At 73.2% G+C, this 19791-nt stretch carries 17 protein-coding genes and 1 pseudogene; 10 read left to right on the top strand and 8 right to left on the bottom strand.

The window, feature by feature from the left end; translation table 11 throughout:
- The first annotated feature begins 6 nt into the window (after positions 1–6).
- Positions 7–657 (top strand): dienelactone hydrolase family protein, encoded by a 651-nt coding sequence (locus AA0Z99_RS12635; protein WP_413317891.1) that lies wholly within the window; start codon positions 7–9, stop codon positions 655–657.
- Positions 658–773: 116 nt separating this feature from the next.
- Positions 774–2240: pseudogene (locus AA0Z99_RS12630) on the top strand (DUF222 domain-containing protein); the annotation flags it as partial.
- A 273-nt stretch (positions 2241–2513) separates the two neighbouring features.
- On the opposite strand, the gene AA0Z99_RS12625 reads toward AA0Z99_RS12630, so the two are convergent.
- Positions 2514–3623, bottom strand: coding sequence for a YbdK family carboxylate-amine ligase (locus AA0Z99_RS12625; protein ID WP_413317889.1), 1110 nt, complete (start codon positions 3621–3623; stop codon positions 2514–2516).
- Between the two features lie 124 nt (positions 3624–3747).
- On the opposite strand from AA0Z99_RS12625, the gene AA0Z99_RS12620 reads away from it, so the two are divergent.
- The 3 genes from AA0Z99_RS12620 to AA0Z99_RS12610 are packed head-to-tail and all read left to right on the top strand — an operon-like array spanning position 3748 to position 8372.
- Entirely contained in the window at positions 3748–4740 is a 993-nt protein-coding gene (locus AA0Z99_RS12620) for a Ku protein (RefSeq protein ID WP_413317887.1), read from the top strand.
- 1 nt (position 4741) lies between these two features.
- Positions 4742–7174 carry an ATP-dependent DNA ligase gene (locus AA0Z99_RS12615; protein WP_413317885.1) on the top strand — a complete coding sequence of 811 codons (2433 nt, stop codon included), beginning with the start codon at positions 4742–4744 and terminating at the stop codon, positions 7172–7174.
- 25 nt (positions 7175–7199) lie between these two features.
- Positions 7200–8372: an acyl-CoA dehydrogenase family protein gene (locus AA0Z99_RS12610; protein ID WP_413317883.1), complete on the top strand. Its 1173-nt coding sequence runs from the start codon at positions 7200–7202 to the stop codon at positions 8370–8372.
- 18 nt (positions 8373–8390) lie between these two features.
- Here AA0Z99_RS12610 and AA0Z99_RS12605 read toward each other — a convergent pair whose 3' ends face one another.
- The 3 genes from AA0Z99_RS12605 to AA0Z99_RS12595 are packed head-to-tail and all read right to left on the bottom strand — an operon-like array spanning position 8391 to position 10499.
- Entirely contained in the window at positions 8391–9239 is an 849-nt protein-coding gene (locus AA0Z99_RS12605; RefSeq protein WP_413317881.1) for an HAD family hydrolase, read from the bottom strand.
- Positions 9240–9249: 10 nt separating this feature from the next.
- Entirely contained in the window at positions 9250–9906 is a 657-nt protein-coding gene (locus AA0Z99_RS12600) for an SDR family oxidoreductase (RefSeq protein WP_413317879.1), read from the bottom strand.
- Positions 9903–10499 carry a DinB family protein gene (locus tag AA0Z99_RS12595; RefSeq protein WP_413317877.1) on the bottom strand — a complete coding sequence of 199 codons (597 nt, stop codon included), beginning with the start codon at positions 10497–10499 and terminating at the stop codon, positions 9903–9905. Before AA0Z99_RS12595 ends, AA0Z99_RS12600 begins: the two co-directional genes overlap by 4 nt.
- A 130-nt stretch (positions 10500–10629) precedes the next feature.
- Here AA0Z99_RS12595 and AA0Z99_RS12590 point away from each other — a divergent pair, with 130 nt between their 5' ends.
- From AA0Z99_RS12590 to paaZ, 5 genes are all read left to right on the top strand, one after another.
- On the top strand, positions 10630–10836 hold the full coding sequence (locus tag AA0Z99_RS12590) for a hypothetical protein (protein WP_413317875.1): 207 nt from the start codon (positions 10630–10632) through the stop codon (positions 10834–10836).
- Between the two features lie 128 nt (positions 10837–10964).
- Positions 10965–12149, top strand: coding sequence for a thiolase family protein (locus AA0Z99_RS12585; RefSeq protein ID WP_413317873.1), 1185 nt, complete (start codon positions 10965–10967; stop codon positions 12147–12149).
- 121 nt (positions 12150–12270) lie between these two features.
- A complete protein-coding gene (locus AA0Z99_RS12580) occupies positions 12271–13059 on the top strand; it encodes an enoyl-CoA hydratase/isomerase family protein (protein ID WP_413317871.1) in 789 nt (262 codons plus the stop codon).
- Positions 13056–13949 carry a 3-hydroxyacyl-CoA dehydrogenase family protein gene (locus AA0Z99_RS12575; protein ID WP_413317869.1) on the top strand — a complete coding sequence of 298 codons (894 nt, stop codon included), beginning with the start codon at positions 13056–13058 and terminating at the stop codon, positions 13947–13949. The genes AA0Z99_RS12580 and AA0Z99_RS12575 overlap by 4 nt, the downstream gene beginning before the upstream one ends.
- A 3-nt stretch (positions 13950–13952) precedes the next feature.
- A complete protein-coding gene (gene paaZ / locus AA0Z99_RS12570) occupies positions 13953–16037 on the top strand; it encodes a phenylacetic acid degradation bifunctional protein PaaZ (RefSeq protein ID WP_413317867.1) in 2085 nt (694 codons plus the stop codon).
- Positions 16038–16186: 149 nt separating this feature from the next.
- Here paaZ and AA0Z99_RS12565 read toward each other — a convergent pair whose 3' ends face one another.
- The 4 genes from AA0Z99_RS12565 to paaI form a co-directional block, all read right to left on the bottom strand.
- A complete protein-coding gene (locus AA0Z99_RS12565) occupies positions 16187–16885 on the bottom strand; it encodes a transglycosylase family protein (protein ID WP_413317865.1) in 699 nt (232 codons plus the stop codon).
- Positions 16886–17117: 232 nt separating this feature from the next.
- Entirely contained in the window at positions 17118–17735 is a 618-nt protein-coding gene (locus AA0Z99_RS12560) for a TetR/AcrR family transcriptional regulator (protein ID WP_413317863.1), read from the bottom strand.
- Positions 17736–17844: 109 nt separating this feature from the next.
- Positions 17845–19170 carry a phenylacetate--CoA ligase PaaK gene (gene paaK / locus AA0Z99_RS12555; RefSeq protein WP_413317861.1) on the bottom strand — a complete coding sequence of 442 codons (1326 nt, stop codon included), beginning with the start codon at positions 19168–19170 and terminating at the stop codon, positions 17845–17847.
- A gap of 90 nt (positions 19171–19260) precedes the next feature.
- On the bottom strand, positions 19261–19725 hold the full coding sequence (gene paaI, locus AA0Z99_RS12550; protein WP_413317859.1) for a hydroxyphenylacetyl-CoA thioesterase PaaI: 465 nt from the start codon (positions 19723–19725) through the stop codon (positions 19261–19263).
- Positions 19726–19791 lie beyond the last annotated feature (66 nt).

Raw genomic sequence — 19791 nt, 5'->3', positions numbered from 1 at the left:
GCAGAGATGGCGATCGAGACCACCGACGACACCGCGACCCACTGGCACGGCACCGAGGGCGACCCCGTGGTCGTGCTCGCGCACGACTGGAACGGGCGGCTGCCCTGGATCGACGAGCTGGCCGAGCGGCTCGCGGGCGAGGGGTTCCGGGTGGCGGTGCCCGACTTCTTCGAGGGCCGCACCACGACCGACGATGCCGACGCGACGGCGCTGCTCACCGAGCGCTACGCCGATGTCGAGGGCGCCAACCGCATCCTCAGCGAGACGATCGGCGAGGCTCGGGCGCTCGGCAGCGAGCGCGCGGCGATCGTCGGCTTCTCGATGGGCTCGACGCTCGCGCTCGGCTACGCCGCGGAGGGCGCGCTCGACGCGGTCGTCGCCTACTACGGCGCGGCGATGCCGGGGCTCGAGGCCGGTCCGCGCACACCGGTCCTGTTCCAGCTCGCCGAGAGCGACGACTGGAGCGGCCGCGAGGCGCCGGATGACTACCGCGCGCGGCTCGAGGGCGAGGGCTTCGACGACGTCGAGATCCGGCACTACGCCGGGGCGGTGCACGGCTTCCAGAACGCGCAGATCCCGCATCGGTTCTCGGCGGATGCATCGGCTGCGGCCTGGGAGACGACGGTCGCGTTCCTGCGGGCTCGGCTGCAGGAGTAGGGCGGGCCGCGCTCAGCCGAGCGCGATCGAGGCGGCTCGGCGTCCTGGGCCACGCGGAGGTCGCGGCTCCTCCACAGCCGCCGAGCCATGTCAGTGGCCGGTGCGACACTCCGCCCATGACGACGGAAGCGGTGCGGCAGCAGGGGCCGGAGGGCACGGCCGCTGCCGCTGCCACTGCCACTGCCACTGCCACTGCCACTGCCACTGCGCAGCTGCCGCCGCACCGGGTGCCGGTGCCGTTCGCTCCTGACTTCTTCGACGGCCCGACGTGGCTGCGCGGCGGGCCGCAGCCGCTCGATGGCGCTGCTGCTGCGCTCGCCGGCGAGCGTGCGGGCGCGCCTGCGCTCGGGCCGACCCCACCTCCTCCGGTGACCGGTCGCGAGGTGGCGGAGTCGGCGATGCGCGCGGTGGTCGAGATCGATGCCGCGATCGCCAGCCTCGAGGCGATGCGGGTGCGGTTCCTGGCCGGGATCGGGCACGTGGCGGTGCAGGATGCGCTGGGGGAGCGGCTCGATCCGGGCGTGGGCGTGCGAGATGTCGCGTGCGAGCTGGCGCTGCTGGGTCGGCGCAGCGACCGCACGGTGGAGGCCGACATCGGTCACGCGATGGAGCAGGTCACCGCGTGGCCGGCGACGCTGGAGGCGTGGGGTGCGGCGCGCATCCACCGCGGCCACGTCGCCGTGATCACGGAGATCGGCACCACCATCCAAGAGCCGGAAGGTCGAGCAGCGTTCGAGCAGGCGCTGCTGCCGCGCGCGGAGCAGGCCACGCCCGGCCGGCTCCGCGCCGTCGCCCGCCGCGAGCTCGAGCAGCACCTGGAGCGCCCGCTGGCCGCCCGCCACCGGTCGGCCCGGGACCGGCGCGGCGTGTTCCAGAAGGAGCTCGACGACGGCATGTCGCGGCTGGAGCTCATCGCCCCGACCGTGCTCGTCGCCGCCACCCACGACCGGCTGACGCAGATGGCCAAGGCCACCCTCCGCACCGCCGAGGCGAGCGGCGAGGGGAAGGACCCGCGCACCTTCGACCAGCTCCGTGCGGATCTCCTGTGCGACCTGCTGCTCACCGGCGACCCCGCCGGCGTCACGCTCGATGCCATCCGCGCAGAGGTGAGCATCGTCATGCCCGCCGGCGTCCTCGACGGCGACGATGGCAGCGGCGGCGACCTCACCGAGGACCACGAGGACCACGACGAGATGTCGAGCGCCGACCGGCGAGCCGAGACCCGAGTGAGATCGGCACATCCTGACCACGGAGGTCACGGGCACCGACCCACCAGGTCGGTCGCGCGCCTCGCCACTGGTGCACCGGTCGACCCCGAGACCGCCCGGCGTCTCGCCGAGCGCGCGACCGCCTGGACCAGGCTGTTCACGGACCCGCGCACCGGCCACGTCACCGCCGTCGACACCTACGCGCCCTCGAAGCGGCTCAAGCAGCTCCTCCGAGCCAGGGACCAGCACTGCAGATGGCCAGGCTGCGGGCAAGGCGCACACCGAAGCGACCTCGACCACACCATCCCCTGGGCAGCGGGCGGCACCACTGACACCGGCAACCTCGCCCACCTCTGCAGGCGCCACCACACGCTGAAGGGCGCCCGACTCTCCGGCGCCAGACGATGGAAGGTCGAGCAGCGCTCACCAGGCGTCCTCGCCTTCACCTCACCCACCCGGCGAGACCTACGTCGACGAACCACCGGCGATCGGCCCCGTGTTCCACGAGCGCGAGCAGGAGCAGGAGTGGGAGCCCGAGGTGTGGGGTGCTGCAGCCGGCGAACCGGTCGGCTCGCGCCCCTTCTGACGCGGCGCGCTCTCGACGGCCGGGCTCGGTGCGTCTCGCGACGCGCCCCCGACGGCGAGCGCTCAGGCCGTGAACGTCGAGCGCAGGAGCCTTGCGAGCGCGGGGCGGCCTTGCGCGAGCGCGGCTCGCTGGCGAGCGGCACCATTGCCCTCCGTGCGCGTGCGCTCGACGACCGCGCGCACGCGCTCCGCGTCACCGGCGGCAGCCAGCGCCGGCCCGACGCGCGCGAGCATGCGATCGATCACGCTCCAGGCCGGCGCGAGCTCGGCCGTCGTGGGATCGAGCAGCTCCGCGTCGAGCCCGTGCCGCGCCGCGTGCCACACGGCGGCGTCGACGAGCTCGGCATGCGCGCTCGCCTCGTGGTGCGGCAGCGCATCGGCCGCGGCGGTCTCGACGAGCGCTCGGCTCAGCAGGGCCGCCGCGACCGTCTCGTCGGCCGAGAGCTGCGCGTCGAAGGCGCGCAGCTCCACCGTCGGGTAGTGCTCGGCCAGCCGCATCATCCAGTAGATGGAGGAGGTGTCGAGCGTCGTGCCGATGCCGACGAGTGCGCGCACGCGCCGCTCGTAGTCGGCGGCGTCGGCGAAGATCGGCGGCACCGAGGCGGTCGTGAACCGCCGGCCGACGATGGTGCGCCAGCTCGCGAACCCGGTGTCGGCGCCCGCGAAGCTGGGCGAGTTCGCGGTGAGGGCGACGAGCGGCGCGAGCCAGGGCCGCACCGCGCGCATCACCCGCACCCCCTCCTCCCGGCTGCCGATCGCGACGTGCACGTGGAGACCCTGGATGCGATGATCCGGCCGGATCGCACCCAGCTCGTCGATGAACCGCCCATAGCGGTCGCCCCCGGCGACGCTCGAGGTGCCCTGCCCGACGGGAGTGCCGATGCTCGCCGCGACCAGCCCCCTGCGGTGCGCCGCGCCGCCGATCGCGCGCCGGAACTCCCGCACCACGCGCTGGGCAGCGTCGCCGTCGCGCAGCACGGGCGACGCGAACTCGAGCTGCGCCTGCAGGAACTCGCGCTCGACCCAGCCGACGGTCGCCTCCGCATCCGCGATCTCCGCGATCACGTCCGCAGCGACGTCGACCGGCGCGAGCGTCTCCGGCTCGAGCAGGATCACCTCCTCCTCGACGCCGAAGGTGCGCGGTGAGCGGCTGGTCGCGTGCGTGACCGTCATGCACGCGATTGTCCCCCTTCGCCGCACGGGCGCGCACGGGGACTTCGCGCTTCCACGCGCTCGGCGACCGTTCCTGAGAGTTCCGGGGGTGGCGCCTCCCAGGCGTCTGGGGGACAGTGAACCCATGCGGGCGATCTGGAAGGGCTCGATCACGTTCGGGCTGGTCAACGTGCCGGTGAAGCTGTACGCGGCCACCGAGGAGCACGATCTCGAGCTGCACCAGGTGCACGACGCCGACGGCGGGCGCATCCGCTACCAGCGGCGGTGCGAGGTGTGCGGCAAGAAGATCGACTACGCCCACATCGACAAGGCCTATGAGGACGGCGAGCAGACGGTGGTGCTGACCGACGAGGACATGGAGGTGCTGCCTGCCGAGCAGAGCCGCGAGATCGAGGTGATCGAGTTCGTGCCCAGCGAGCAGATCGATCCGATCCTCTTCGAGCGCAGCTACTACCTCGAGCCCGACTCGAAGAGCCCGAAGGCGTACGTGCTGCTGCGCCGCGTGCTCGAGGAGACCGAGCGCACCGCCGTCGTGAAGCTGTCGCTGCGGCAGCGCACCCGCCTCGCATCGATGCGGGTGCGTGAGGGCGTGCTGACCGTGCAGACGATGCGATGGGCCGACGAGGTGCGCCCCGCCGAGTTCGAGTCGCTCGACGCCGACGTGCGCATCGGCAAGCGCGAGATGGAGCTCGCGCGATCCATCGTCAGCGACCTCGAGGCCGACTTCGAGCCCGAGCAGTACGTGGACGAGTATCAGGAGCAGCTGCGCACGCTCGTCGATGCGAAGCTCGACCAGGGCGAGGCGCTCGACACGGCAGCCACCTTCGGCGAGAGCGAAGAGGGCGAGGGCGCAGAGGTCATCGACCTGCTCGAGGCGCTGCAGCGCTCGGTCGAGAAGAAGCGGGGCGCGGATGCCTCGAGCACCTCTCGGTCGAGCACCTCTCGGTCGAGCACGTCGACGTCGAGCACCTCGAGCTCGAAGGAGCCGGCGGCCACGAAGGCACCGGCCAAGAAGGCACCGGCCAAGAAGGCGCCCGCGAAGAAGGCCGCCGCGAAGCAGGCTCCGGCGAAGAAGACCACCACGAAGAAGCCGGCGGCGAAGCGGAAGTCGGCCTGACGTGCCGGCTGCCGAGCGGATCACGGTCGGCGGGCGGAGCCTGCGGTTCACGAACGGCGACAAGGTGCTCTACCCCTCGACCGGCACGACGAAGCGCGACGTGCTCGAGTACGTGCTGCGCGCATCCGACGCCCTCATCGCGCACGCGGCGGGCCGCCCCGTCACGCGCAAGCGGTGGCCGGACGGCGTGGGCACGGCGCGCAAGCCCGGTCAGGTGTTCTTCCAGAAGACGCTCGAGCGGGGCGCGCCCGACTGGATCGAGACGGTCGAGCAGCGGCACTCGACCGGTCCGAAGCACTACCCGCTGCTGACCGAGCCTGCGACGCTCGCATGGATGGCCCAGATGGGCGCGCTGGAGCTGCACGTGCCGCAGTGGCGCGCGGTCGACGGCGAGCGCTCGAACCCCGACCGCCTCGTGCTCGACCTCGACCCGGGCGAGGGCGCCGACCTCGACGACTGCGCCCGGGTGGCGCTGTGGGTGCGCGAGCTGCTCGTCGACATCGGGCTCGACCCGGTGCCGCTCACGAGCGGCTCGAAGGGCATCCACCTGTACGCGCGCCTCGACGGCACCGTGACCGCCGAGCAGGCGAGCGAGGTGGCGCACCAGCTGGCGCGCTCGCTCGAGCAGCTGCACCCCGACCTGATCGTCAGCGACATGAAGAAGGCGCTGCGGCGCGGCAAGGTGCTGCTCGACTGGAGCCAGAACTCGGCGTCGAAGACCACGGTCGCTCCCTACTCGCTGCGCGGGCGGCTGCGGCCGACGGTCGCGGCGCCGCGCACCTGGGACGAGGTGGAGGCGGGTGGCCTCGAGCAGCTCGAGATGGATGCGGTGCTCGAGCGGCTCGAGCGCGACGGCGACCTCATCGCCGCGCTCGACCCGCCGCCCGACCGCCTCGCGAAGTATCGCGGCATGCGCGCAGCCGACCGCACGCCGGAGCCCGTCCCGGCCGAGCCCGCGACACCCGGCCACGGGCAGTCGTGGGTGGTGCAGCAGCACCAGGCGCGGCGCCTGCACTACGACTTCCGGCTCGAGCAGGAGGGCGTGCTCGTGTCGTGGGCGGTGCCGAAGGGGCTGCCCACCTCGACGAGGCAGAACCGGCTGGCCGTGCAGACCGAGGATCACCCGCTGGAGTACGGCTCGTTCGAGGGCGTGATCCCGAAGGGCGAGTACGGGGCCGGGACGGTCGAGATCTGGGATGCCGGCGACTTCGAGCTCGAGAAGTGGCGCGACGACGAGGTGATCGCCGTGCTGCGCGGGCGGCCGGATGGTGGGCTCGGCGGCCGGCCGTACCGCTTCGCGCTGATCCGCACCGATGCCGACACGCGGCAGTGGCTGGTGAAGAAGACGAAGGAGCAGCCGGGCGAGGAGCCGGCGGAGGCCGCGGGCGCGCGCCGGGCGACGGCAGCGAGGGCGGCGAGCGCGAAGGCCGGCAGGACGCCGCGAGCGACGGCCGGGGCGAAGGGCCGCGGCGCGAAGCCGCGCGCCACCGACCTGCGGCCGATGCTCGCGACGCAGGGCACCGCATCCGACATCGACGACGAGCGGGAGTGGTCGTTCGAGGTGAAGTGGGATGGCTGGCGCGCGATCGTGCAGCGCGACGACGACACCGTGCGGCTCGTGAGCCGCAACGGGCGAGACCTCTCAGCCGCGTTCCCCGAGCTGGTGGAGGCGCTGCCCGCCGCGGTCGGGCCGACGGATGCGGTGCTCGACGGCGAGATCGTCATGCTGCAGCGGGGCGTGGCGAGCTTCGAGGCGCTGCAGGATCGCGCGGGTCAGACGGGTCGGGCTGCGGCACGGGCCGCGAAGCAGGCGCCGGCGACGATCATGCTGTTCGACGCGCTCGAGGTCGACGGCGAGCGCCTCACCGGTGCGCGGCTCGACGAGCGGCAGTCGCGCCTCGACGAGCTCGTGCACGAGAGCCCGCGGGTGAAGGTCTCGAAGCCGCTGCGCGGGTCGCTCGCGCGGATCCTCGAGGTCACGGCGGAGCGAGGCCTCGAAGGGCTCATCGCCAAGCGCCACGACGGCACGTATCGGCCAGGCGTGCGCACGCGCGACTGGCTGAAGCTCAAGCACCAGCTGGTGCGCGAGGTGGTCGTCGTGGGCTGGCTCGAGGGCAACGGCGCGCTCGCCGGCACCGTCGGCTCGCTGGTGCTCGCGCTGCCGGGCGAAGGTGGCCGGATGCGCTACGCCGGTCGCGTGGGCACCGGCTTCTCGGGCGCGGATCGCGATCGGCTGCGCGACGAGCTGCGGCCGCGGCGGACGGCGCCGAGGATCGACGACCTGCCCGCGGATGTCGCGCGCAAGGCCCACTGGGTGCGCGCGTCCGTGGGCGAGGTGGAGCACACGGAGCAGACCTCCTCCGGCTCGCTGCGGCACCCCGTCTGGCGGGGGCTCCGCGCCGACAAGTCGGTCGCCGACCTCAACCCGGAATAGGCCGCATCGCGGGCAGGATGGGTGCATGACCACCGACCTGCTGGACCTCGAGTCGCTGCTCACCGACGAGGAGCGCGCCGTGCGGGCGCGGGTGCGGGCGCTCGTCGACCGCGAGATCAGGCCGCACATCGCCGACTGGTTCGAGCGAGCGCACTTCCCGCGCGAGCTCGTGCCGATGCTCGCCGCCGAGGGGCTGCTCGGCATGCACCTCAGCGGCCACGGATGCGCGGGGCGCTCAGCCGTGGAGTACGGGATCGCGATGCAGGAGCTCGAGGCGGGCGACAGCGGCATCCGCACCTTCGTGTCGGTGCAGGGCTCGCTCGCGATGACGGCGATCGCGAAGCACGGCTCCGAGGAGCAGCGGGAGGCCTGGCTGCCGCGCATGGCCGCCGGTGAGGCGATCGGCTGCTTCGGCCTCACCGAGCCGGGCGCGGGCAGCGACCCGGGCGCCATGCAGACCGTCGCGCGCCGCGACGGCGACGACTGGATCATCGACGGCGCCAAGCGCTGGATCGGTCTCGCCTCGATCGCCGACGTGGCCGTCATCTGGGCGCAGACCGAGGAGGGGGTGCGCGGCTTCCTGGTCGAGACGGCACCGCAGGGCACGCCGACGCCGGGCTTCACCGCGACGCCGATCGCGCCGAAGCTCTCCATGCGCGCCTCCATCCAGTGCGACGTCGTGCTCGACGGCGTGCGCGTGCCGGAGTCGATGCGGCTGCCCGAGGCGCGCGGGCTGCGCGCAGCCTTCGAGTGCCTGAACGAGGCGCGGTTCGGCATCGCCTGGGGCGCGCTCGGCGCCGGGCGCGACGCGCTCGAGACCGCGCTCGCCTACGCCGGCGAGCGCCAGGTGTTCGGCCGGCCGCTCGCCGCGATGCAGCTGACGCAGGCGAGACTGGCCGAGATGGCGCTATCGCTGCAGCAGGCGCAGCTGCTCGCGCTGCACCTCGGGCGTCGCAAGGATGCGGGGCTGCTGCGGCCGCACGAGATCTCGATGGGCAAGCTCGCCTCGTGCCGCACGGCGATCGACGTCTGCCGGGAGGCGCGCGCGATCCTCGGCGGCAACGGCGTCTCGCTCGAGCACTCCCCCATGCGGCACGCGGCGAACCTGGAGAGCGTGCGCACCTACGAGGGCACCGACGAGGTGCACGCGCTGGTGATCGGGCAGGCGCTGACAGGCATCGCGGCGTTCCGCGGCTAGGCGACGCCGCCGGCGGCGCTAGGCGCGCAGCAGCCGCTCCAGCACGCGCACGACACCGTGCTCGGCGTTGCTCGGCGCACGGAACCGCGCCGCCCCCAGCACCTCGGGGTGCGCGTTCGCCATCGCGAAGGTCCACTCGGCGTCCGCGAGCATGCCGAGGTCGTTCAGGTAGTCGCCGAAGACCATCGTCTGCGCCGGCGTCACGCCCAGCTCGCGCTGCAGCGCCTCGACGCCCAGCCGCTTGTCGACGCTGTCGCGGATCACGTCGGCCCAGCGGGGCGAACCGATCACCATGCGGTGGCCGTCGGGCGCTGACCCGACCCAGCGCTCCACCGCCGCCGCGGAGTCGGTCGCGGAGAACAGCGCCAGCTTCAGCACGTCGTCGGTGCGCTCGAGCAGATCCTCGACCGTCTCGAGCGCGGCGTGGTAGCGATGCGCCTGCTCGACGAAGACCGGCTCCTGCGACTCGATCGACGCCACCGCGCGGCGGCTCGCGACGACACCCAGCTCGCCGTCCGACGCCCGCACGCGCTGCACGATCTCGCGCGCCGCATCCGCCCCCACCGTCGTCGACTCGAGCACCTCGCCGCCGTGCGTGACGATCGCGCCGTTCTCGGCGATGCAGGAGGTGCCGCCGGCGCGCGCGAACAGCTGCTCGAGCGTCGCCAGCTGCCGGCCGCTCGCGGGCACGAACGCGATGCCCGCATCGCGCATGCTCGCGAGCACCGGCCAGAACGCATCCGGGACGCGCCCGTCGGCGTCGAGCAGCGTGCCATCCATGTCGGCGACCACGAGCCGGATGTCGAGGTCGGCCGGCAGCTCCGGCACGTGCTCGACGGGCGGCGCCGGCAGGGACGTGCCGGTCACGCCGCGCAGCTCACGCCGTGACCGCGACCGCGATGGGCGTGCGGCCGTCGCCGAACTCGATCGTGCGGCCGATCGTGGAGGGGTCGGCGAGGGCCGCCGCCACCACGCGGGCGACGTTCGCGCGCGAGACCGGGTGGTCGCCGTCGGAGGCGTCGTCGCCGACGACCTCGATCTGCTCGGTGGCCTCCTCGAGGGTGAGGCGGCCCGGGCCGAGGACGGTCCAGTCGAGGCTCGATGCCCGCAGGTGGTCGTCGGCGTCGGCCTTCGCCTGCGCGTAGGCGAAGAAGTCGTCGTCCTCGGGCACGCCGTGATCCTGCCCCGCGCCCAGGTAGGAGACCATCACGAAGCGCTGCACCCCGGCATCCGCGGCCGCGTCGATCACGCGGATCGCCGCGTCGCGGTCGACGGCGAAGGTGCGCTCGCGGCTGCCGCCGCCCGCGCCCGCGCTCCACACCACGGCATCCTGCCCGCGCAGCAGCTCGGCGAGCTGCTCGCGGTCGAGCTGCTCGACGTCGGCGACGACGGGCGTCGCGCCCGCGGCCTCGATGTCGTCCGACTGCTCGGCCTTGCGGATCACGCTGGAGACCCGGTCGCCGCGCTCTGCCAGCAGTGGCGCCAGCAGCAGCGCGACCTTGCCGTGCCCGCCGATGATGGTGATGCTCGTCATGCTCGCTCCTCAGTTCCGTGGTTCGTCGTCTCGTCCGTCGTGCCCGTCGAGCCCGTCGTGTGCGTCGCGCCCGAGGCATCCGTCACGTCCCGGGCGTGGTGCTCGAGGTCGTGCAGCGCGTAGACGAGCAGCGTCTGCACGGTGAACACCGAGCCGTTGGATCGTCTTCCCGGCCGCTCCCACGCGTCGGCGGGCACCGCATCCGCTGCGCTCGCCAACCCCGCAGCGGCCAGGTCGAGCTCGGCAGCCACGTGCTCTGGCTCCTGGCTGCCGTAGTCGCCGTCGAGCGCCGCCTGATCCTGATCCCAGTTCGCGAACTCGGGGTCGTGCTCGCCGAGCAGCTGCTCGAGCCGCGCCTGCATGACGCCGCAGACGTCGCGCACGTGCGCGGCGTACTCGAGCGGCGACCACGTCGCGTCGTCGGGCCGCTCGGCGGCGGCCTCGCCGTGCAGCCGCTGGTGCAGCGCGGCGGCAGCGAGGCGGATGCGCCGGCCGAGGTCGTCGCGATCGACCGCGAGCGGGTCGAACCCGCACTCGGGGCAGCGCTCGCGCAGCACCCAGGTCCAGTCCTTCGTGTCGGGCTCGATGGGCATGGCCCCAGCCTCCCACGCGGCGCTCGCGCAGACGCTGATCATCCCCGAGGATGACGCCCGCGCGACTCGGGAGGGACGACCGGCGGCGGCTCGGATTCGTAGCGTCGAAGCAGACGAAGGGAAGCCCATCATGGAGATGTTCGCACTGCTGTTCACCATCGCCGAGGTCGCGCTCGTCGCGCTCGGCATCGCCACCATGACGGTGGTCGCGATCGGCGGCGTCGTCGTCGGCAGCGCCTCGCTCGTGCAGCAGCGCGGCTCGCGCCGCGTCGGCTCCGGAGCGCGGTCCGCGCCCGCCGCCCGTCGGCACCACACCTCCGCCGCAGCCGCGGCGTGAGCCGGCCGGGCCACGGGTCGCGCCCCGCTTGCGGGCGCACCCGCGGGGGCATACTGTATTCCTGAACGATCGGTCACTAATTCGCGGCCGCATCGCATCGTGCCACCGACAGCGCAGTCAGGAGTCCCATGCCCGAGGCCCTTCTCGTCGGCGGCGTGCGCACGCCGGTCGGCCGCTACGGCGGCGCTCTCGCCGGGGTGCGCCCCGATGACCTCGCAGCCCTCGTCATCGGCGAGGCCGTGCAGCGCGCGGGCATCGATCCCGCCTCCATCGACGAGGTGATCTTCGGCGGCGCCAACCAGGCCGGTGAGGACAACCGCAACGTCGCGCGCATGGCGACGCTGCTCGCGGGCCTGCCCGACGAGATCCCGGGCATCACCGTCAACCGCCTCTGCTCCTCCGGCATGTCGGCGATCATCATGGCCTCGCAGATGATCCGGGCCGGCGATGCCGACATCGTGATCGCGGGCGGCGTCGAGTCGATGACCCGCGCGCCGTGGGTGCAGGCGAAGCCCGAGCGGCCATGGGCCAAGCCCGGCGAGGCCTTCGACACCTCGATCGGCTGGCGCTTCACGAACCCCCGCCTCGCCGCCCGCGAGAAGGCGACGTTCTCGATGCCGGAGACGGCCGAGGAGGTCGCGCGCGTCGACGGCATCACGCGCGAGGAGGCCGACGCCTTCGCCCTGCGCTCCCACGAGCGCGCGATCGCCGCGATCGACGCCGGCCGCTTCGCGGACGAGATCGTCGCCGTCCCCACCAAGGGCGGCGCGGTCGCCGTCGACGAGGGCCCGCGCCGAGAGACGACGATGGATGCGCTGGCGCGCCTCCGCCCCGTCGTCACCGGCGGTTCCGTGGTCACCGCGGGCAACGCGTCCAGCCTCAACGACGGCGCATCCGCGATCGTCATCGCGAGCGATGCGACCGTCGAGCGCCTGGGCCTCGCGGCCCGCGCCCGGGTCGTGGGCGGCACGAGCGCGGGCATCGCGCCGGAGATCATGGGCCTCGGGCCCGTGCCGGCGACCGAGAAGCTGCTCGCGCGCACCGGGCTCGACATCGACGACATCGGTGCCGTCGAGCTCAACGAGGCCTTCGCCACCCAGTCGATCGGGACGATCCGGCGCCTCGGCCTCGACGACGGGATCGTGAACGCCGACGGCGGTGCGATCGCGCTCGGCCATCCGCTCGGCTCGTCGGGCTCGCGCCTGGTCGTGACGCTGCTGGGCCGCATGGAGCGCGAGGGCGCCGACCGCGGCCTCGCGACCATGTGCGTCGGCGTCGGGCAGGGCACCGCGATCATCCTGGAGCGCGTGTGAGCGCCGGCCGGCTGCCCGCCCCGACCGTCAACCGGCTGGGCGGCGCTTCGACCGGATCATCCGGTCGAAGCGCCGCCACACCGGTTGAGCGTCGCGCGCGGCCGTCGGCGAGGAGCGCGGCATGAGCGGGTCGCTGCGCATCGAGGATCGCGGCAGCCACGTGCTGGCCACGCTCGATCGCCCCGAGAAGCGCAACGCGATCGACCAGGAGCTCGTCGACGCGCTGCACGCGCTGTGCGCCCGCCTCGAGGTCGAGCGCCGCACGCTCGTGCTCACGGGCAGCGGCGGCACCTTCGCCGCCGGCGCCGACATCGCCCAGCTGCGCGAGCGCCGCGCCGCCGACGCGCGCGCGGGCATCAACACCCGCTGCTTCCAGCGCATCCGCGCCCTGCCGATGCCGGTCATCGCCGTGCTCGACGGCTACGCGCTCGGCGGGGGCGCCGAGCTCGCCTACGCCGCCGACATCCGCATCGGCACGCCGACCCTCACGATCGGCAACCCCGAGACCGGGCTCGGCATCATCGCCGGCGCCGGCGCGACCTGGCGGCTGCCGGAGCTCGTCGGCAGCGCCCTCGCGAGCGAGATGCTGCTGACCGGCCGCATCCTGACCGCCGACGAGGCGCTCGCCGCGGGCCTCGTCACCGCGGTGCTGGAGCCCGCCGCGGCCCTCGAGCGCGCCGCCGAGCTCGCCGAGCGCATCGCCGCGCTCGATCCGGCCGCCACCCAGGCGACGAAGCGCACGCTGCTCGCACCCGCCGACGCGCACCCGGCGATCGAGCTCGAGGAGCAGGCCGTGCTCTTCGAATCCGAGGAGAAGGTGCGCCGCATGACCGAGTTCCTCGAGCGGCGCGGCCGCCGGGCCGCGCGCGGCACCGAGGCGAAGAGCACCGAGGGGAAGGCCGAGCGATGACCGACCAGCAGCAGCACGACGACACCGATGCCGTGGTCGGCGCGGGCGCGCCCGAGCGCGTCGGAGTGCTCGGCGGCGGCCGCATGGGCGCCGGCATCGCGCATGCCTTCGTGCTCGCCGGCAGCCAGGTCGTGGTCGTGGAGCGCGATGACGCAGCGGCAGAGGCCGCCCGCGAGCGCGTGGCCGCGAGCCTCGAGAGGAGCGTCGCGCGCGGCTGGGCCGAGCCGCTCGACGAGCTCGAGGGCCGTCTGCGCGTCGCCGTCGACATCGAGGCCTTCGCCGGCAGCGGCCTCGTGATCGAGGCCGTGCCGGAGGACGAGGCGATGAAGGCGGATGCGCTGGCCCGCGTCGAGCGCGTGCTCGACGACCGCGCGGCGCTGGCGAGCAACACCTCCTCCATCTCGATCGACCGGCTGTCGGCGGCGCTCGCGCGCCCCGAGCGGTTCCTCGGGCTGCACTTCTTCAACCCCGTCCCGGCATCCGCCCTGGTCGAGATCGTGCTGGGCACGGCGACGCAGCCGGCCCTCGCGAACGACGCGCGCGCCTGGGTCGAGGCGATCGGCAAGACGCCCGTGACGGTGCACGATGCGCCGGGCTTCGCGAGCTCACGCCTGGGCGTCGCGCTCGGGCTCGAGGCCATCCGCATGGTCGAGGAGGGCGTCGCGAGCTCCGGCGACATCGATGCGGCGATGGAGCTCGGCTACAAGCACCCGGTCGGGCCGCTGCGCACCACCGACATCGTCGGCCTCGACGTGCGCCTCGGCATCGCCGAGCAGCTGCACCAGGATCTCGGGCCGCGCTTCGCCCCGCCGCAGCTGCTGCGCGACATGGTCGCCGAGGGGCGGCTGGGCAAGAAGAGCGGCCGCGGCTTCTACGACTGGAACGACTGACCGATGACCGAGAGCGAGCGCCCGATGACCCAGACCCGACTGCTCCCCAGCTACATCCGCGATGCCTGGTGGGAGCCCGCCGACGCGAGCGACGCCGCCGTCGTGCGCGACGCATCCACCGGTGACGAGGTCGTGCGCGTCAGCGCCACCGGCCTCGACATCGCCGCAGCGCTCGACCACGCGCGCACGATCGGCCAGCACAGCCTCGCACCGCTCACGTTCCACCAGCGGGCGATCCTGCTGAAGCAGATGGCCCTCGCGCTCACCGAGCGCAAGCACGAGCTCTACGAGCTGAGCACCCGCACGGGCGCGACGCAGGCCGACTCCTGGGTCGACATCGACGGCGGCATCGGCGTGCTCTTCACCTACTCGTCGAAGGGCCGCCGCGAGCTGCCGCAGTCGACCGTCTACCTCGACGGCGCGGTCGAGCCGCTCTCGAAGGACGGCTCGTTCCTCGCCCGCCACATCTGCACGACGCTGCCGGGCGTGGCGGTGCAGATCAACGCCTTCAACTTCCCCGTCTGGGGCTCCCTCGAGAAGCTCGCGCCGGCGTTCCTCGCCGGCATGCCCACGCTCATCAAGCCCGCGACGCCGACCGGCTTCGTCGCCGAGCACATGGTGCGCATCCTCGCCGAGTCGGGGCTGCTGCCTGCCGGCGCCGTCCAGCTCGTCAACGGCTCGGCCCGCGACGTGATGGAGCACCTGCGGCTCGGCGACACCGTCGGCTTCACCGGATCCGCCTCCACCGCCGACGCGCTGCGCCGCCACGAGGCCGTGCAGGCCCGGGGCGTGCGCTTCACGGCCGAGACCGACTCGATCAACGCATCCGTGCTCGGCCCCGATGCGACCGAGGGCACCCCCGAGTTCGACGCGTTCGTGCGCGGGCTCGTCGCCGAGATGACCTCGAAGGCGGGCCAGAAGTGCACGGCGATCCGCCGGGCGATCGTGCCGACGGGCATGACGGATGCGGTGGCGGGCGCTGTGCGCGACCGCATCGCCGCCAAGGTGGTCGTCGGCGACCCGCGCGGCGAGGGCGTCACCATGGGGCCGCTCGCCTCGACCGGCCAGCGCGACGAGGTGCTGCAGCAGGTGATGAAGCTGCGGGAGGGCGGCGGCCGCGTCGTCGTCGGAGGCGACGCCGGCGAGGTCAGGCTCGCCGACGGGTCTATGGGGCTCGCCGAGGGCGGCGCGTTCGTCGCGCCGACGCTGCTCGCGTTCGCGGATGCCGAGGCGGAGGCGCTGCACACGGTCGAGGCGTTCGGCCCGGTCTCGTCGCTCGTGGAGTACGGCTCGCCCGAGCAGGCCGCAGAGCTCGTCGCGCGCGGCGGCGGCTCGCTCGTCACCTCGGTCGCCTCGCACGACGGCGCCTTCGTGGCGGAGCTCACGCGCCGCATCGCGCCGCACAACGGCCGCATCCTGCTGCTCGACCGCGACGACGCGCGCGCCTCGACGGGCCACGGCTCGCCGCTGCCGATGCTCGTGCACGGCGGGCCGGGTCGCGCCGGCGGCGGCGAGGAGCTCGGCGGCATGCGCTCGGTGCTGCACCACATGCAGCGCACGGCGATCCAGGGCTCGCCCGCCATGCTGACCGCCGTGACGGGGGTCTGGCACCCGGGGGCTCCGGCGACGACCGAGCCGCCGCATCCGTTCAGGAAGTCGCTCGCAGAGCTGCGCATCGGCGACCAGGTGGTCTCGGAGCGCCGCGAGATCACGCTCGACGACATCGAGCACTTCGCCGAGTTCACGGGCGACACCTTCTACGCCCACATGGATCAGGAGGCGGCGGAGGCGAACCCGTTCTTCCCCGGCCGCGTCGCGCACGGCTACCTGCTGCTGTCGTTCGCGGCCGGCCTGTTCGTCGAGCCGGCGCCCGGCCCCGTGCTCGCGAACACGGGGCTCGACAACCTGCGCTTCATGACGCCGGTCTCGCCCGGCGACACCCTGCAGGTGACGCTCACCGCGAAGCAGATCACGCCGCGCGAGACCGACCCCTACGGCGAGGTGCGGTGGGATGCGCAGCTCACGAACCAGGACGACGAGACGGTCGCGCAGTACGACCTGCTGACCTACGTCGCGAAGGAGCAGTAGTCGCCCCGTAGGTCGAGGAGCGCGCGGGCGCAGCCCGCACACCGACCCCGTAGGTCGAGGAGCGCGCGGGCGCAGCCCGCACGCGTCACGAGACCGGAGACGACAGCGGCGGAGCCCCGAAGGACCTCCGCCGCTGCCCGATCCGCTGGCTACTCGGCCGGGAGGATGAGCTCCTGCCCCGCCATGATGAGGTCGGGGTTCGAGAGCGTCTCCTGGTTCACGGCGAAGATGCCGAGCCAGCCGCTCTCGACGCCTTCGGCGCCTGCGATCTCGAAGAGCGTGTCACCCGGCTCGACCGTGACGGTCTCGTCCGACGCCTCGACGTCGGGCAGGGCGTACGTCGGGGCTGCTGCGGCGGGCGCTGCCTGCGCTGCTCCAGCGGTCGCTGCCTGCTCCGCGGGCGCCGCCTGCTGGGCGGGCGCTGCCTGCTGCGCGGGCGCCGCCTGCTGGGCGCTGTCGACCGGCGTGTTGCTGGGCTCGGCGGATCCGCTCGCGCCGATCTGCGCCGAGCACGAGGGCCATGCGCCCCAGCCCTGGCCGGCCAGCGTGTTCTCGGCCACGCGGATCTGCTCGGCGCGCGACGCGTCGGCCGGGTTGCCCGAGCCGCCGTAGGCCTGCCACGTCGACAGCGAGAACTGCAGGCCGCCGTAGTAGCCGTTGCCCGTGTCGATCGACCAGTTGCCGCCCGACTCGCACTGCGCGAGGGCATCCCAGGTCGACTCCGGCGCCGCGTTGGCGGCGGTCGGCACGAGCACGGCGCCCGCGACGGTCGCGACGCCCGTGGCGACGAGACCGGCGACGGCGCGCTTCGATCGGCGGGCGCGGGTGGTGGTGTGCTGCTTGCTCACAGATGAACTCCAGGCCCCGTCTCGCACGCGCTGAGCGCGCACGACCGCCCAGCCGGTGCATATCGATTCGATGGCACGAAGGACTCATGGGGCGGATGCGACGGCCGTCCTTCGCGGTTCAAGCCGCCAACACTACCCCAAGGTCACGATTGGGTAACAATCATGCCGAGACGGCACGTCGTGATGCCTCCCGGGTGGCATCGCTGATACCGCGTCCCTCGACGCCACAGGGCTACAGCGACGCGGGATCGCGCAGCCCGGTGCGCACGAGCTCGAGCACCGACTCGGCCAGCTGCTCCGGCGTGAAGGGGCCGTCGGGCCGGTACCACTCGACGATGGAGTTCACCATGCCGAACGTCAGCCGCTCGGCGATCCGCGGCTCCATGTCTGCCCGCAGCGTGCCCTCGTCGCGCGAGGCCTCGAACAGCGCACGCAGCTTCGCGTCGATCTCGCGCCGCCGCCGCATCGCCTCGAGCTCGATCGGGGTGTTGCCGCGCAGCCGCAGCAGCAGGGTCACGTAGGGCGTGCGCTCGCACAGCACGAGCACCGCGCCGCGGATCACGTGGCGGATGCGGTCGACGATCGGCCCGGTCGTCGCCCCGGGCTGCTCGAACACCGCCTCGAGCGCGTCCAGCGCCATGCCGAGCGCCACCTCGAGCATCTGCTCCTTCGAGGCGAAGTGGTGGTAGATCGCCGACTTCGACAGCCCGAGCCGCTCGGCGAGCACGCCGAGCGAGGTGGCGTCGTAGCCGCGCTCGTTGAACGCCTCGACGACCACGTCGAGCATCGAGTCGCGGTCATAGCCGGGGCGGCCGCGGCGCGCGGCGACGGTCGCAGGCTCGGTGGTCATCCCCCGATCCTCCCAGCCCGTTCCGTTCTGCAGGTGATCTGCCGGGCCCGAGGGGAATGCTCCCTCGCGGCCCCCGGATCACCTGCGAAACGGAACGCGTGCGGGGGGATCACCTGTCGCGCAGGTCGTAGACGCGCTTGTACTTGCCCTCGCTGCGCGGCAGCGAGCCGGTCGGCACGATCTCCACGTCGACCGTCGTGCCGATGCGCTCCTTCACCCGCAGCTTCAGGATCTCGGCGGCAGCGGTCGACACCACCGGCTTCACGCCCGGCGTGCACTCGATCTTCACGACCAGCCCGTCCATCCGGCCGCGCTTGACGAGCTCGAGCACGAAGTGCGGGGTCAGGTGCTCGATCTCGAGCGCGATCTCCTCGATCTGCGTCGGGAAGAGGTTCACGCCGCGCAGGATGATCATGTCGTCATTGCGGCCGGTGATCTTCTCGATGCGTCGCATCGTGGGCGTCGACGTGCCAGGCAGCAGGCGCGAGAGGTCGCGCGTGCGGTAGCGCAGCACCGGGAACGCGGTCTTCGTCAGCGAGGTGAAGACCAGCTCGCCCAGCTCGCCGTCGGGCAGCACCTCGCCGCTGTCGCCGTCGATGATCTCGGGCAGGAAGTGGTCCTCCCAGATCGTCGGGCCGTCCTTCGTGATGACCGACTCGCTGCCGACGCCCGGCCCCATCACCTCCGAGAGGCCGTAGATGTCGACCGCGTCCAGGCCCATCCGACGCTCGAGCTCTGCGCGCATCTCGTTCGTCCACGGCTCGGCGCCGCAGATCGCGACCCGGAGCGAGGTCTCGCGCGGGTCGAGCCCGGCCTCCTCGAAGGCGTCGGCGATCGTGAGCAGATACGACGGCGTGCACATGATCGCGTCGGGCTCGAAGTCCCGGATCAGCTGCACCTGCCGCGCGGTCTGCCCGCCGGAGACGGGGATCACGGTCGCGCCCAGGCGCTCGATGCCCGCGTGCGCGCCCTGGCCGCCCGTGAAGAGGCCGTAGCCGTAGGCGTTGTGCACCTTCATGCCCGGCCGCACGCCGGCCGCGCGCAGCGAGCGCGCCACGACCTCTGCCCAGTGGTCGAGGTCGCCGTGCGTGTAGCCGACGACCGTCGGGCGCCCGGTCGTGCCGGAGGAGGCGTGGATGCGCGCCACCTGCGCCATCGGCACCGCGAACATGCCGAAGGGGTAGGACTGCCGCAGATCCTCCTTCGTCGTGAAGGGCAGGCGCTGCAGGTCGTCGAGCGAGCGGATGTCGTCGGGGTGCACCCCGGCCTCGTCGAGCTTGCGCGTGTAGGTCGGCACGTTCGCGAAGGCGTGCCGCACCGTCTCCTGCAGCCGCTGCAGCTGCAGCGCTCGCAGCTCCTCGAGCGAGAGCCGCTCGCCGGGGTCTCGGAGGTCGTCGTCGCGACGGTCGTCGGATGCGGTGGGCTGGTCGAGCATCGTTGCTCCTGTCGAGAGGGATCGGGCAGGTCGAGCGGGTTCTGGGGCTGGGGCGAGCGGGGTCGGGCGGATCGAGCGCGAGCGGGCAGCTCAGGCCGGCCCGCCGGCGCCGACCGGCGGCGTCGCCGCGGGCGCGGGGGCGCCGCGGTTGGTGGTGAACGAGCGGCCGCGGAACTCGGCGACCGTGTCGCCCGTCTCGTCGACGATCGTCACGTCGTAGATGCCGTTGCGGCCGCTGCGCCATCGGCGCTCGGCGGTGGCGGTGAGCGCCTGGCCGGCGCGCGTGGCCTTCGCGAAGGTGATGTCCGCGCCGGATGCGACGGTGGCCTGCGCATCCTCGTTGCACGCGTAGGCGAAGGCCGTGTCGGCGAGCGTGAACACGAGCCCGCCGTGGGTGATGCCGAAGCCGTTGACCATCGCCTCGGTGACCGCCATCGTCAGCACGGCCCTCCCGCGCTCGAGCTCGGCGATCTCGATGCCGAAGGCCTCCTTCGCGCGATCGGTCTCGGCCATGATCGTGGCCGACCAGGTCTCGTCTCTCGTGGGGATCGACATGCACGCTCCATCGCGTCGAGGGTTCCGACCGAGGGCCGTTGCGGGCCCGCGTACGCTCAGTCTATA

The sequence above is a fragment of the Agrococcus phoenicis genome (genome assembly GCF_047302415.1).
Taxonomy (GTDB): domain Bacteria; phylum Actinomycetota; class Actinomycetes; order Actinomycetales; family Microbacteriaceae; genus Agrococcus.
Note: the sequence above shows the minus strand (reverse complement) of the source record. Positions and strands in the feature narration are given on the sequence as shown.

Bases quoted from the DNA above. Each gene is read 5' to 3' on its own strand.
- AA0Z99_RS12635 (WP_413317891.1), top strand. From the start codon at position 7: ATGGCGATCGAGACCACCGACGACACCGCGACCCACTGGCACGGCACC.
- AA0Z99_RS12625 (WP_413317889.1), bottom strand. From the start codon at position 3,623: ATGACGGTCACGCACGCGACCAGCCGCTCACCGCGCACCTTCGGCGTC.
- AA0Z99_RS12620 (WP_413317887.1), top strand. From the start codon at position 3,748: ATGCGGGCGATCTGGAAGGGCTCGATCACGTTCGGGCTGGTCAACGTG.
- AA0Z99_RS12610 (WP_413317883.1), top strand. From the start codon at position 7,200: ATGACCACCGACCTGCTGGACCTCGAGTCGCTGCTCACCGACGAGGAG.
- AA0Z99_RS12600 (WP_413317879.1), bottom strand. From the start codon at position 9,906: ATGACGAGCATCACCATCATCGGCGGGCACGGCAAGGTCGCGCTGCTG.
- AA0Z99_RS12595 (WP_413317877.1), bottom strand. From the start codon at position 10,499: ATGCCCATCGAGCCCGACACGAAGGACTGGACCTGGGTGCTGCGCGAG.
- AA0Z99_RS12590 (WP_413317875.1), top strand. From the start codon at position 10,630: ATGGAGATGTTCGCACTGCTGTTCACCATCGCCGAGGTCGCGCTCGTC.
- AA0Z99_RS12585 (WP_413317873.1), top strand. From the start codon at position 10,965: ATGCCCGAGGCCCTTCTCGTCGGCGGCGTGCGCACGCCGGTCGGCCGC.
- AA0Z99_RS12580 (WP_413317871.1), top strand. From the start codon at position 12,271: ATGAGCGGGTCGCTGCGCATCGAGGATCGCGGCAGCCACGTGCTGGCC.
- AA0Z99_RS12575 (WP_413317869.1), top strand. From the start codon at position 13,056: ATGACCGACCAGCAGCAGCACGACGACACCGATGCCGTGGTCGGCGCG.
- paaZ (WP_413317867.1), top strand. From the start codon at position 13,953: ATGACCGAGAGCGAGCGCCCGATGACCCAGACCCGACTGCTCCCCAGC.
- AA0Z99_RS12560 (WP_413317863.1), bottom strand. From the start codon at position 17,735: ATGACCACCGAGCCTGCGACCGTCGCCGCGCGCCGCGGCCGCCCCGGC.
- paaK (WP_413317861.1), bottom strand. From the start codon at position 19,170: ATGCTCGACCAGCCCACCGCATCCGACGACCGTCGCGACGACGACCTC.
- paaI (WP_413317859.1), bottom strand. From the start codon at position 19,725: ATGTCGATCCCCACGAGAGACGAGACCTGGTCGGCCACGATCATGGCC.